Consider the following 14,177-nt stretch of genomic DNA (forward strand, 5'->3'; position numbering starts at 1 on the left):
TGTAATAACCATGATTACAAGATGAGAGAAACAATGAAAGGTATTAGACATAAAGGTGAGATGTGGTAGGGATTTCAACATATACGAGAATCATCAATCGAACAAAGAATTTTGACGCTTCTGATTTCCATAGCGTTCCAGGTAGCCTTCGACGCGGAACTTTCGCGCGGTGTTTTTGCTGCTCATGTAGCGAATTTTGCCGAAGATGGGACGCTCTGGTCCCCAGGCACGGTCATAACGCCCCAAACACCAGAAGATGCCGCTATAAGAATTGGGATTGCGACCGTCCACTGCGTATTTGTTGTTGAGGTGAATCATGATTTGTAGTGCTTCTTGCGGTGATTCCGACCAATGGATGATTTTTTTCCCCCATAACATCCTCATATAGTTATGTATGCGGCCTTCAGTTACGAGTTGCATTTGGGCTGCATTCCATAGTGCATCGTGCGTCTTTGATTTTTCAAATTCTTCTAATGTGTAGCAGTACTCTCGTGGATCTCTGGCATGATTTTCAAGAGTGGTCTGAGCCCAGTCTGGCAGTGATTCGTATTGGTCATAGTCCTCACGCTGCGAGCACATATTATATCCTAGTTCGCGCCAGGTAATCAGTTGATCGAGATAAGCTTCGGCTGTTTCACTCATGCCCCACCAGCCGGCACGTTTTCCCGTTGCCTTTTGATCGCACACTTGCTCAACCGACCATTCTTCCTGTTTGATGATTTGATTAAAAATGTGGTGTGCGGAAATATGTCCAAAATGCAAATAGGGAGAGAGACCGCTGGTGACTTCCTCTTCTGGCAGGTTACGCTGTTCAATATAGTGATCGAACTGTTTGCTGAGAAAGCTGGTTAGTGCCCTTTTAGCAGCCACCGCTCCCCCCTCAAAGGCAACAGATCCAACTCCATGGTCTATTGGTAACTTCGTTAGAATCTTCAAAGTAGTTTGTAAGCTTTTTGCAGATATCGGTTTCCAACGGGTACGAATCTCGCTGGGAATGTTCTTTAAGTTTGGTAATTTCTTTCTTGCGAGTGGATTCGCTTGCGGCTTGTCTCGCAAATGTTCAGGAAGTTCCTTGTGAAGAAACCGGCGAAACGCGTAGGCTGTTGGGTAAATTTGTGGGGCCGCTCTCATCGGTAATAAACCATTGGAGTCAACGGCTTCCACGACTACTGGCAAACGAGGAACAACCTGCCTCAACATCTTGGGGATAAAGAAACAGGGGAAATCATCAGTAATAGTGATACAAGCTTTTTTTGCCAGTGCTTCCAGCAGTCCTTTCCCGTGACCGGGCTCTGGTTCAACGTAGCAATAATAGGTTGCTGTCGAGTTTTTAAAACGCTCCTGATTGACAGACATTCCTTCTAAAACAAACTGATGAATGCGGTCGCTTGCCCATTTGTATCCACATCGCAGAGCTTCAAATACAAGCAGCGGTTTGTTTAATTGTTCGCAGACTTCAACAGCACGTTGTAAACTGAAATTATAGTCCATACGCCGATTGGCAATCATCCAATACAAAACGTAGTCACCGTCCGTGTTTATGGCATGTTTGTTAAGTCGTCTTATTCTAATTTCAGGGACATTCACTGAGCTCAATGTTATTCCCAGCGATAAACGGATAAGTCGTTCAAGGCACGAACAAAAATTTCGTTACCACTGACTGCGATGTGTGCCCAGGAATCATCGGCGATTTTACGGCGGTCAATCAAATCGAACTTTTCGGGGTTGGCTCGAATCAACAGCAGATCGCCTTTTTGATCTAACGCCAGAATCTTTTCACCATCGGTAACACAACTCCAGTACTTACCGAAAGGAGTGGTCGTCCAACGATCTTTGCCAGTTTCAAGATCGATACAGGTAAAACGCTGGTTTCGCAGATGAAGATAGGCGTGACCATCAATGATAATGGGGGAAGACATATAAGCTTGTGTCTTATTTGTCCAGGTTTCAGCCAGATTCCATCCTGATTCATTTTTCGAAGTTGTGAATAGAAATGAGCCACCACCATAGCTACTGGTGAAGACTGAGTTTTTATAGACTGTAGGAGTCAGAATATTCATGCCACGAAATGCAGGGATTTTCTGGCTCCAAAGGATCTTGCCATCTTCGGGGTCGATGCCAGCTAACTTAGTTCGAGTTTGTACGATGAGTTGAGGCTCACCATTTAGTTCTGCATAGTATGGTGAAGAGAAAGCGCTGCCAAACATGCCTCCACCATCATCGAGTACACGCCATTGAATCTCACCAGAAAGTTTATCAACTTTACACAAACCACCTCCAGCTTGTACAAAAACATGGTCGCCGATTATGAGGGGTGAAGAAGCAAATCCAAATGCGGGAAGATTCGTACCTAATTTTTTGACGAAATCCAGTCGCCAGAGTTCTTCGCCGGAATCAGCATCGAGGCAAACCAGCACATCACGAATGCCAGCGACATAGAGGCGTTCACCGTCAAAAGCCGGCGTGGCGCGAATCCAGTCACCATTTGCTTTTGCGAAAAAAGGAACGGTCATCGCGCCTTGCCAATCTTGCTTCCACAGCTCTTGACCCGTTTTGCGGTCTAATGCACGAACTACCTCATTTTTCTTATCCTGAGTTTCAGTTACGAAGACGCGATCAGCATCGACAATAGGACCTGAATAACTGGGGGACAGCTTGACTTGCCAGGTTTGTTTCAAGCGGTTCTCTGACAGTGATTCGGGTAATTTTAATCCTTGAATGAAACCATCGCGACTTGGTCCTCGCCACTGCGGCCATGAACTTTTGACTGGGTCCGCACCAAATAGGGGAGCATTCTTAGGAACGAACAGCAGTATGAGACAAGCCGTTATCAAGAGATTCTGTTTCTTCATCGTTGTTTGTTTCTCCCTATTTAGATCTCTTTTTTTGAGTGATTCGAAGCCCTAAGAATCATTAATAAGCAATAATGGAAGGGTATCTGTCATAGAGTATGAAAATAAATGCTATGATTTTGCGTGAAAATTGGTATGGAATTTTTTTCCAATGACTGGTATTTCATCACTACTATTTGACAACAGATTTTAGACGTTTTCAGTGATTCGACCACTTTTTATTAGAAAACCGATTGAATTAATTGGATATTAATATCGTTTTGATGCTCCAACATTCACTATTGAGATAGTTGTGTAAAATATCCAAAGTCTATTTAGAATCCGAAGTTAGTGGTTATAATACGAAATCTGTAAATCATACTGTGGTAGAAAAAAGAGGAGTGGGATAGAGTTGTTTTTTAGTACGTTAGCTCGTTGAATGTAATGGAAGGATTCTGGAATTCTCATTCTGGAAGATAACCAATTTTTAATGACTTTGTTTGCTCTAAATTCTTCACTAAGATCGCTTCAACTCTGAGTAATAAATATGGCAGACGAACAATTCTCGGATTCTATTTTCTCTGACGTTCCACGAGATCTGACTGGGGGGTTAGTCGTCTTTCTTGTGGCGTTGCCTCTTTGTTTGGGAATTGCACTGGCTTCCGGAGCTCCCTTATTCTCCGGTTTGTTAGCCGGGATTGTTGGTGGGCTTGTTGTCGGGTCTATCAGTGGCTCCAGTACTAGTGTCAGTGGGCCGGCAGCAGGATTGACAGCGATTGTTATCGCACAGCTTGCTGCTTTGGGGTCTTTTGAAGCTTTTCTGTTAGCCGTCTTTATCGGTGGCATCATTCAAATCGGTCTGGGGATTATCCGAGCTGGATCACTATCAGCGTTTTTTCCTTCAAGTGTGATCAAGGGTTTGCTGGCCGCCATTGGTGTGATTCTCATTCTGAAACAGATTCCTCATGTGCTGGGGCACGATACCGATCCGGAAGGGGAAATGTCATTTTCTCAGCCTGATGAGCAAAATACCTTTTCAGAAATTCTTACAGTTGTTGCGGGAGATATCCATTTTGGAGCAGCCGTTGTGGGACTGCTTTCGATTGCCTTACTGGTAGTGTGGGGACGAGTTCGATTCTTAAAAAATTCGCTGATTCCAGGACAGCTGGTTGTTGTATTGCTTGGTGTTCTGCTTCATATATTTTTTCAAAGTCTAGGCAAACCCTGGGCGATTGGAGTCACTCATCTTGTCCAGATTCCTGTTGCTGAATCTGCTAATGATCTTTGGACTTTTTTCCAGTTTCCTGATTTTTCACAGTGGAATAATCCGGCCGTTTATTTCGGGGGTATTACCATTGCCATTGTGGCTTCGCTTGAAACGTTGCTAAATCTGGAAGCGGTCGACAAGCTTGATACTTTGAAACGCAATTCACCACCCAGTCGAGAGCTGGTAGCGCAGGGAGTAGGAAACATTGTGTCGGGCCTGATCGGTGGACTCCCAGTGACTTCTGTAATCGTGCGTAGTTCTGTTAACGTAAGTGTTGGCTCGAGAACCAAACTGGCCACCATTTTTCATGGTGTACTGCTTTTGGTTTCCGTCATGTTGTTTCCCATCTACTTGAATATGATTCCGCTTGCCGCGTTGGCTGCGATTCTGTTGGTCACAGGGTTCAAACTTGCCAGCCCGGCCTTATTTCGCCAAATGTTGAAGGAAGGTCGTTACCAGTTCATACCGTTTCTCGTAACGCTGCTCTCTATTGTGTTCACAGATTTGCTGGTTGGTATTTTGATTGGATTGGCTGTCAGTGTCTTGTTTATCCTTAACAGCAATCTTCGTCAGCCGATTCGGCGGATTGTAGAGACCCATCTGGATGGCGACATTCTGCATATCGAATTGGCAAATCAGGTTAGTTTTCTGAACCGTGCAGCGCTCAATAGACTATTCGATGACGCACAACGCGGCACTCATTTGCTGATTGATGCTACTGGGACTGACTATATCGATCCTGATATTTTGAGTTTGATCCAAGAGTTTAAATACAATATTGCGCCAACACGAGGTATTTCAGTGAGTCTGCGTGGGTTTCGTAAAAGGTACCAATTACACGATGAAATACAATTTGCAGACTTCACGACACGGGAGTTGCAAGATCGCGTTACGCCGGAACAGGTTCTCGAAATTTTGCGTGAAGGCAATCGACGTTTTTACACCGGCAATCGACTTTCACGAGACTTTGGACGGCAAGTTAATGCCACAGCTGGAGAACAAAACCCATTAGCAGTTGTGCTAAGTTGTATTGATTCTCGTGTACCCGCTGAATTGGTTCTGGACTTGGGGATTGGGGATATTTTCAGTGTTCGTGTTGCCGGAAATGTGATCGGTACGAAATCACTGGCGAGTATCGAATATGGAGTGGGGGTCGCTGGTGTCAAATTGGTTCTTGTATTAGGGCACACACGTTGTGGTGCGGTGAAGTCTTCGCTTGAACTTTTAGCAGAAAATAAAGATGTTCAACAAACAACAGGTTGTTCCCATCTGGAAGCAATTATCAACGAGGTCGAACATTCTACGGACAAAGAAGCCTGCAAACGCTTAAATGATATGAGTCCAGCAGATCGAGAGACATTCATAGATGATGTCGCCAAGCAAAACGTTCTCAGGACAGTGCATGAAATTATAGAACGTAGTGATTCAATTCGAGAAAAAATGGATGCCGGGCTGGTGATGGTTGTTGGCGCGTTATATGACGTGAAAAGTGGAGAAATGGAGTTTCTCCTGGAGCAACCACCGGTGAGAGAAACACAAGCTTCCTAACTTGAAAGCAGGATTTCAAGTTAGGAATGGATAAAACTAGAACAAAGCAATCGTTAATTATATTTTTTTGCGATTTCTACTTATTCGCGTAACGCTATCTCAAACATTGCAGCACTATACGATGCTTTTCCCTGTTTGATTTCAATCTTCCCTTTCACAGGGATTACTGTAGATACTGGCTTTTGCTTGCGTTTAATCGTTAAATGAGGAGTGGTGCAAATAAGATCGCCAATTGTAATTTCAATCATAGGACCTTGTTTTGTTTGAATTGAACGCAGAATTGCCATCTCACTCTCGAAGAACCCTTTCTGATTTCCTTCCGACACCGAAAAACAGGTAATCGTAAAGAGACAGACTAACGCACAAATGATCGTTTTAAAATGAAACACCATCGAATCCCTTCTTTAATTTTATAATACTGCTCAAGCAGCAAGAACAAATGCTGTTAAATAAACAGAAATATCATCCCTTGAATATTGCATATGGATCTTAAAGAGTTTGCGGCTAGTAAGAAATGGATTTTTCTCCTTTATCAATAAACAGTCAATAACTAATGTATTTCCAAAAGCCTGTTTAGTTTTACTTAAAAACGTCTGCCACTGATTGGGAAATCTCTAATTTAGTTGACTTAATTGTTCAGAGTTATCATCAATAATAGCCTCATGAAAGCGGCTTTCATTCATTGGTGTACTACGCAACATGGAATCGAAGGCTTTTGCTGCCTGCACATAATCCCGGATAGAAGGGGCTTTGAGTTCCTTAATGTCAGTTGAAATTATATCACGATCCTGAATATTTGGTTCAATCGATTTAAAATGTGAATGAATTGCAGGTGGAGGTGATGTCGCGATCGAAAATCGTTCATAGTTTTTTTCTATCGTCGACCTCCATTCTTTTGCAGTTGCATAGATAGGAATCCCATAGTTACTACGATTGTTTTGGAGGTGTTTATGATAATCTGCTATGAAAACGATCTCTCTTACGTTCGCTTCGAGTGCAGAATCGATAATTTGTTTCTTAACGGCATAAGTGTCTCCATCTTTACTGAATGGACCATCATCCGGTAACAATCCATTTACAGAAATGATCACAACTGTTGCCTGAGGGTCGTGTGAAATGGCACGTTCAAACTGCTTTTCCGCATCAGTTTTAAATGTACCTCCATGTTGTGTGCATTGCAGGTTTGCATCGAAATCGGCATCACCTCCTATTATTGAAAAACCGCGATGGAATGCACGTGCAACACATGGATTGTCTCGCATCTCTCGAATTAATACGTCATTAGAAGTCGTAATTCGAACATTCTTTCGGAATGAAGCGATTGCTAAACCGGCGTAAGTACAACTTGAACCATCGGGAATGACTATATTGTCTCCATCTCGGACGATAGATGCTGTTCCATTTGCTCGAACTTTAGAATTGGCGATTAGTCTCCCGACAAGTTTTTTCTCGAGTTGCCTTTCATAAAGCTGAGTGCCATATCGAGAAGCAGTGGAATAGATTCCGAGAGGTTCTAAAGAATCCAAATGCCATTGCCACCATTCTTCTACCGATGTTTTTAGGAATTCATCGACTGTCTGACCAAATCGATCCGCGGCGATTTGGCCTATTTTATGATGCCTTAAGACTTCACCAAATGGATGAAGTCTGCGTTTTGAAAGATCGTAGGAGACATCGAGGAAATTATTGAATGTTTGGGAGCGTGAGATATGACTATGTTGCTCTGTTAAAAGCTTCTTATACTCTTCCCAGTTTATCTTTTGTCTTTGGAGTAAAAAATTTCCGAACTGCATTTGATCCTCCTTGTGACCTCCCTGAGCAGTGGTATTTTTCTTTGTTGTAGAAGGTCTTAATAAATGTGGTGCATTTTACCTCTGGTATTACTAGGTATAGTTTGGAAGTGGTTTCGGTAATGGAACGATTTGAATGGATGAGTGCTTGTGGAAAGTAGGTATGCACACTGATATTTCCACGAACAGATAGTTGTCACTTTTTCATCCTAAGTTTCCAGCTTACTTTTTATGAGTAAAATGTCAAATAAATTTTTTTAGAATAGTTTAGATATGTGTGAGACTAGAGGGAATATGGTAAAGAGAACAGGTCGTTTTATAGTTAAATCGTAGGACTCACACCGACCCTAAGAGGCTAATCTGAAAGAGTTTTAGATTGACTCAGAATGACGTTAATATTCAGAAAATTTTTTTTACTGTAGGCAATAGACCTCAAGAGAAATTGAATTGTGTAATTAGTATTTTTGTTTCAGTTTCGAGTATGTTATCGGACTGCTGGTCACCAATTAAATATCTTTCGATGTCCATTAAAGCAGATCGAGAAATATTTGATTCCCAATTCAATTTTTATCTCATAACGTGGGCTCTTCCAACGCGGGGGGGCAGACTCTGATCTAACTTCGGGTAATAATCCGACTACATACTCCATTATATATAAACGAATCGCAAAAAGATCTTCTTCTGTGTTTTGTTGTTCGATCTCGGAGGGAATATTCAGATACGCATCCCGCAATAATTTCTCAATTTCCAGCTCGGAATCTGTTTCCACCTGAATTGTGTGAATCGGTTTTCTCATAGCACAGTTTCTCGACCGAAAAAGAAAACTCAATTTGTAACGTCAGGATTCTTTTGACTCTTAGATAGTGCTTTCGCTTGCAGTTATTCCGGCACGTTAGGGCTGGTGACTTCTTTGGGTATTTGCTAGAACGCTTCACTGTTATCATATGAGTCATGTCAGGTCTGGGGAGGAGGTTCAGATGATGTTTCCGCCTGCTTTTCGAAATTCTACAGAGCTTCTCAGGTGAAATAACATTGCAGCAGAAGCCGTTTCTGGTTGTCTTTTTTGTAGTGCTTCTAAAATTATTAAATGTTCTGCGTAGTCTCGCCGTAACAGTTCAGGCGAATCATCTGAGATTTCATATGTCAGTCGTTTGAAACTCATACACTTGCAAATCGACTCGCTAAGAGGCAGGTTTCCAGAAGCACGTGCGATGGATGTATGGAGTTGATAATCAAATGCATGCGCTTTGGGAATCCAGTCAAGTTGTGCCGTTGGCTCAGCTGCTTTTCCATGCTCCGACAGCAATGTCAATGTTTCGGGAGTCAACCGTCTAGTCGCATGTAATACGGCGTGAGGTTCAAGAAGTAACCGCATTTCATGAATATCAACGAGCCAGTGTTCTGCTCCCTCTGCGACAACGGCCCGTTGTTGTGGTACCTGGGTCACAATGCCATCAGCGATTAAGCGTTGTAATGCCTGGACGATGGGGGTTCTGCTGAGCCCTAGTTCATCAGATAATTTCGTCGTTTTTAGCACGGTGCCACTAGGAAGCATTCCCCTGACGATTTGCAGCAGAATTTGGTTGTATGCTGTTTCGACGAGAGTCGAGGTCTCTTGGGGGATTTCAAGAGACACATTCGAAATGTCTGAGGGACTCTGTTCTGACTGAGGCTCCGAGGTATTCATACAGTATATTTCCTGTGAAATATGAATTCATTAATTAGTGTCGAGATTGACTTGGTTTCATTGTATGTGTAATTATAATAGTGTTGTTTTGCTGAAAATACGAATGACTTAACAAAAGTCTCCTTTTTTAAGGCTTGAAATGAGTTCATTTTTAATGATGAACAGTCATAATGAGACTTATCCAGGGAGAGCAACTAAATTCGTATAAAATTTTTTAGTCCTCAAATTTATTAGATTTCTTAAAAATATGCAAAAAGCACGCGTTTTTTGCATCATTCTCGAAAGGGCATGTTTGAATGAAAGACCTCGTATACCTGGTGATGTTGATAACAAGCTGTCTAATTAATTTCACACCCACTTCCCTTTTGGCCGAAGAAGATGCATTGATTGGCCATTGGCGGCTCATGGGAGATGTGAAAGATCAGTCGGGTTTTCATAACAATGGTTTGAATCGTGGTGTGCTTCTCAAACCTCATCATCCAGCGACATTTAATGGGGAGTCAGCTTACATTGAAGTACCGCATTCCAAGTCTTTGGCTTTAGGAACCGGTGAATTTTCCATTTCTGTGAATGTGAATACAAGGGCAGACTTAGGAGATGTCATTGGCAATGTACTCAGTAAATATGACGCCCAGAATCGAAAAGGCTTTCAACTCTGTATCAAAAACAATGCGGGAGTTACCAGCAGTCAATCCAATAACCGCCATCTTCAGTTTGGGATTGATAATGGTAAGATTGATGCAAAGTGGACTGACCACGGACAGTTGGGGAATGCCATTCTGGTTTTCAGCATGGCGGTATATGATGGAAAACTCTTTGCGGGCACTTGCGTTCCTGGCAAGGAAGCAGCAGGTCGTGTTTTTCAATTTGACGGAGATCAAAAATGGATCGACTGTGGTGCACCCGATCTATGTAACTCTGTTACATCGTTGGCTGTCTTTAACGGTAAACTCTATGCCGCCACGGGTAAGTATCGACTAAGTGGTTCCTCCTTAACAGAATCAGAAAACCCGAATCTGGGAGGTAATGTGTATCGTTATGAAGGCGGCAGTAACTGGGTGCATTGCGGTAAATTACCAGAGGTCGAAGCGATCAATGGCATGGTCGTTTACAAGGGAAATTTATATGCTTCTTCGATGTATGCCCCTGCTTCGTTTTATCGTTATGATGGTGGGAAACGCTGGACTTCATGTGGTGTTTTTGATGACAAGCGTGTGGAATCTTTGGCAATCTATAATGGGAATCTCTATGCTTCTGGCTATGACGAAGGAGCCGTTTATCGTTTTGATGGGAAAACCTGGTCACATGCCGGAAAAGTAGGCAAGTCGACTCAAACCTATGGATTTGCTGTTTATGAAGGAAATCTTTATGTAAGTGAGTGGCCACACGCAGAAGTGTATCGCTATGTCGGCGATAATCAATGGAGACTCGCAGGTCGATTGGGTGAAGAAAAAGAGAGCATGCCGTTGGCCATTTATAATGGCAAGATGTATGCAGGTTCGCTTCCACTGGCTGAGGTTTATCGTTATGACGGCGGAGTCGACTGGACGAATACTGGTCGGCTGGATTTTACTCCGGATGTACGCTACCGTCGGGTTTGGTCAATGGCCGTGTATCAAGGGCGGTTGTTTGCAGGTACCCTGCCTGCAGGACGGGTGCATTCGATCGAAGCAGGCAAAAGTGCGACTTACGATACCGCACTCAAGCCAGGCTGGCGGCACATCGTAGCTGTTAAAGGAAAAGACCGACTCAAACTATATGTTGATGGCAAGTTAGTGGCAACGTCTTCTCAATTTGACCCCGCCGATTATGATTTGTCGAACGGTAAACCGCTGAAGATTGGCTTTGGTTCACACGACTATTTCAACGGGAACATGAAAAATCTGCGACTCTATCAGCGTGCTTTGAATGTTGACGAGATTTCAAAATTATATCAGTCAAATAAGTAATACCATTTCGAGCAATAAAAAAGGGGCCATCTGAATTCAGATGGCCCCTTATCTTTTTAAGGTCACAAGTGTGTGTTATTGAATTCCGTAGCGACGACGTAAATCGTTCTCTAGCTGCGGCACACGGCCTTGTTCTTTAATCCACAGTTGTTTTAGAGGATAGGTTTCAGGAATAGGCAGCCCTTTCAGATCATGAATGTAACGCCAGAGTATGATGGCCTGTAGCCCTTCTTCTATCGCCAGATCTTCGCTCAATAGGCTGGGGTATTTGTTTAATACCTTTGCATATAACTGCATGCCTTTCTCAAGTTCTGCATTCGCTTCATCGAACTTACCACTGCGGAAGAGCTGTTCACCATCGTAGATTGCTTTGTGAGCGTCGATGGTTTCTGTTTCCGATTCAGACAGCGCCCGAGTTCGCCAGAAGCGATAATTGGACGTATCCTGGTAACGATTCGTCCAATGTCTTACATCGGCTTCGGTAATATTCTCATCCCGATTCGCGAGATCCTTGATGTCGTCTTCGGTCCATTCTAATACGATAGGACCTTTGGGAGTAATGAATTCTTCCCGACCAAAAATAGTGGTCCAATCTTTGAATCCTTGTGCCCAGGCATCAGTTCGCTGCTTTCCAAACGTTCCTTCCCGCTGCATGGCATTGGCGTAATCGAATTGGGCGTGCCAGGGAGAAGCACGGAACAACATACGCATTTGCAAGTGTTGTTTATGCTTCAACTCTTTTTCATTTGCCAGCAGGAAGTGCTCTTTGGCGACTTGGTAATTGTCCAGGCGTTCGGGATTGATTTCTGGATCAGGGCCGTTTTCATATCGTTCTGTATCAGGATCGACTTTATAGAATTTTCGGAACAGTCTCCATTCATCGGAACGTCCTACTTTTTGCCCATGCAGGTTTGCGACTTTCCAGTCAAGTTCGGGGAAGCGTTCGTTGCGTCGAACACCTTCATTCAAAAACTTAATGCCTTCCTTAACCCAGAAATAACGGTCTTCTACGGCATCCCATTCTGCAGAAACATTATAGGCCAGATTCCAGCCCTGAAAGTCCCAGACTTTCATGTAGTGGGGTTGTAACAAGATGATTGAATCTACGGTAGAACGGAGCTTAGCCCATTCTTTTCTCTTTTGATAATCATTGGCATCCATCCACAACAGGTTTGTGGCAATGCCCCGTAGTCCCAATAAGACAAAATTCATGGAAGCACTGGAAGGGTCCACATCGCCTAATGTGCTTTCACCGAGTTCATGTTTAACACGTAGTTGTGCAAGTTCACCACCAGAGCCTTCTTCACCTGTGGAAGGCATACCGAGCCAGATGACAGGGATTAGCAATACGATAATGGCAATGACATAAGCAAGTTTACGGTGTTTGGAAGTGAGTTTGTTCATTTCGCCTCCAATTCGCGAAGCTTCAAGCTGTAAAAAGAAACAATTAAACAAGGAAGAAAATAAGCTGCGGTTGTGATAATGCCCGGCAGTAAGGCGGCATTCCAGGACACATCAAAACCTTTAATCACGTATTCGCGCATATTTGAGAAGATGCCAAAGTTCGGAATAACCTGCTGACAGAGCCAGAGAAAATTAATAATACCGGCATCAACTAATTCAATAATAAACTTCACGGGGCCATCTGGAAGTGCTGTCTGCGAATTCATATGGGTAATCAAACGGTACCAGGCTTCGATGGCTCCTGCTGCCTGCATTTGACCACTAAGAATCTCATTCATGTATTCTTTGGACATAAAGCCAACCAGCACTATCGTCAGAGTGGTCAGAATCGCGACAGGACCTTTTACAAAACAGCTAATGGTCACTCCCAGCATGATGACGAGCACCATTGGTAACCAGATTCCAAAAACAGCTTTTGAGTAGCCTGCCAGGAACGCACGGTCCGGAGTACGAACAAAGAGGTCGGGCCGGGCCATTCCCAATAGTTGTCCTGCCTCCAGGCACTGAACTTCAACGGTCAGGTTTCCATCTTTGTCAATTACATCGTTGAAGATATCCAGTTCTTCTCCGGAGTTCCCTTCCGGATTGTCATACTTGAGTTTCCGATTAATTTCCAGAACGTTATCTGAATACTCTTTATTGATTAATGGTCGAGAGGGGACTCGCAGATTTTTATCTTCATTCACAAAAATGAACTGGTAGAGAATCCCTCCTTTTTCCATGTTCCCTTTGTGCGTTCGAAATGCTTCAAACGAAGACTCCAGGACTAGCTTGTCGTTAATCGCGTCACTTTCGTCGATTCCTGCAAATTTATAAATCGCACGTGCTTTAGTGGCCCCTTCAATATAACTGCGAAAATCCCAGATGTCTCCCACATTGAGACCTGTTTCTGTCGGGGCTCCTTCACGGTTAGTGAAGAAAATCTCACCGTAAACGGGGACTTTGGAGACCAGTTTGTACTGTGCGCTATCGGGAACCTGACGATTAATCCAGATGTATCCAATTGTTCCCATGACAACGAGAATAGCGCTTCCCAGAAGCGTAAATCCCAACATTCGACCCATGACGATTTCGATGCGATACGCGGGCTTGGTCACGACAGTATGAATGGTTCTTCTTTTAATATCTTCGGGTAGTGACCAGCAAGCCAGCAGCAACATGATTGGTATCACGAGCCAACTGATCGCCTTGAGAACAAAATCAATGTAGGACTGAACCTGTAAGTCAGGTCTGTCTGCAGCACCTGCAAGAAACCAACCTGCGAACATGAAGAGTACTGCAAAAATAATGAAGACGAATAGAATTTTTTGCCTCAAAGCCTCGCGGATCGTTAAAACTGTCAGCGACCAGACACGGCGACAGGAAACGTGTGTGATTTGCACAAAGAAATCGAGTATGGCACGAAAGACGCCCGTGAAACCTTTGGCTCCCCGTGTGAGAGTGCCTACAATCAAGCAGACAACAATTGCGATGAGCATCGCGCTGCCAAATACAACGAGAAAATATTGAAAAGCACCAAGCAGGTCATATGGAATAGGATCAAAAGACATAGTGATTTACTTCTGTGAATAACATCTCATAGGAAATGATGCTCTTCTGTTTTTAATCAGTCAGAGCCAGAGTTAATAATCTTGAGTAAAG

10 protein-coding genes are annotated in these 14,177 nt (G+C 43.4%); 2 read left to right on the forward strand and 8 right to left on the reverse strand.

Going from position 1 to position 14,177, the window contains the following annotated elements; translation table 11 throughout:
- Positions 1-93: 93 nt before the first annotated feature.
- The gene (locus V144x_RS07515; RefSeq protein ID WP_144990764.1) at positions 94-1,587 is read right to left on the reverse strand and encodes a cryptochrome/DNA photolyase family protein; all 1,494 of its coding nucleotides are present in this window, start codon (positions 1,585-1,587) and stop codon (positions 94-96) included.
- A gap of 11 nt (positions 1,588-1,598) precedes the next feature.
- On the reverse strand, positions 1,599-2,852 hold the full coding sequence (locus V144x_RS07520; protein WP_144983656.1) for a PQQ-binding-like beta-propeller repeat protein: 1,254 nt from the start codon (positions 2,850-2,852) through the stop codon (positions 1,599-1,601).
- 526 nt (positions 2,853-3,378) lie between these two features.
- Here V144x_RS07520 and V144x_RS07525 point away from each other — a divergent pair.
- Positions 3,379-5,646 carry a bifunctional SulP family inorganic anion transporter/carbonic anhydrase gene (locus V144x_RS07525; protein ID WP_197998809.1) on the forward strand — a complete coding sequence of 756 codons (2,268 nt, stop codon included), beginning with the start codon at positions 3,379-3,381 and terminating at the stop codon, positions 5,644-5,646.
- An 80-nt stretch (positions 5,647-5,726) separates the two neighbouring features.
- Here V144x_RS07525 and V144x_RS07530 read toward each other — a convergent pair whose 3' ends face one another.
- The 4 genes from V144x_RS07530 to V144x_RS07545 form a co-directional block, all read right to left on the reverse strand.
- Entirely contained in the window at positions 5,727-6,038 is a 312-nt protein-coding gene (locus V144x_RS07530; RefSeq protein ID WP_144983662.1) for a hypothetical protein, read from the reverse strand.
- A gap of 222 nt (positions 6,039-6,260) precedes the next feature.
- Positions 6,261-7,439, reverse strand: coding sequence for a sugar phosphate isomerase family (locus V144x_RS07535; protein WP_144983664.1), 1,179 nt, complete (start codon positions 7,437-7,439; stop codon positions 6,261-6,263).
- A 496-nt stretch (positions 7,440-7,935) separates the two neighbouring features.
- Positions 7,936-8,232 carry a hypothetical protein gene (locus tag V144x_RS07540; protein WP_144983667.1) on the reverse strand — a complete coding sequence of 99 codons (297 nt, stop codon included), beginning with the start codon at positions 8,230-8,232 and terminating at the stop codon, positions 7,936-7,938.
- A gap of 177 nt (positions 8,233-8,409) precedes the next feature.
- Positions 8,410-9,123 (reverse strand): GntR family transcriptional regulator, encoded by a 714-nt coding sequence (locus tag V144x_RS07545; RefSeq protein ID WP_144983670.1) that lies wholly within the window; start codon positions 9,121-9,123, stop codon positions 8,410-8,412.
- A gap of 296 nt (positions 9,124-9,419) precedes the next feature.
- Between V144x_RS07545 and V144x_RS07550 the strand changes: the two genes are divergently transcribed.
- The gene (locus V144x_RS07550; RefSeq protein ID WP_144983673.1) at positions 9,420-11,072 is read left to right on the forward strand and encodes a LamG domain-containing protein; all 1,653 of its coding nucleotides are present in this window, start codon (positions 9,420-9,422) and stop codon (positions 11,070-11,072) included.
- Positions 11,073-11,147: 75 nt separating this feature from the next.
- On the opposite strand, the gene V144x_RS07555 is transcribed toward V144x_RS07550, so the two are convergent.
- Positions 11,148-12,476: a hypothetical protein gene (locus tag V144x_RS07555; RefSeq protein WP_144983676.1), complete on the reverse strand. Its 1,329-nt coding sequence runs from the start codon at positions 12,474-12,476 to the stop codon at positions 11,148-11,150.
- Positions 12,473-14,086 carry an ABC transporter permease gene (locus V144x_RS07560; RefSeq protein ID WP_144983680.1) on the reverse strand — a complete coding sequence of 538 codons (1,614 nt, stop codon included), beginning with the start codon at positions 14,084-14,086 and terminating at the stop codon, positions 12,473-12,475. Before V144x_RS07560 ends, V144x_RS07555 begins: the two co-directional genes overlap by 4 nt.
- Positions 14,087-14,177: the final 91 nt, after the last annotated feature.

The organism is Gimesia aquarii (assembly GCF_007748195.1).
GTDB lineage: Bacteria > Planctomycetota > Planctomycetia > Planctomycetales > Planctomycetaceae > Gimesia > Gimesia aquarii.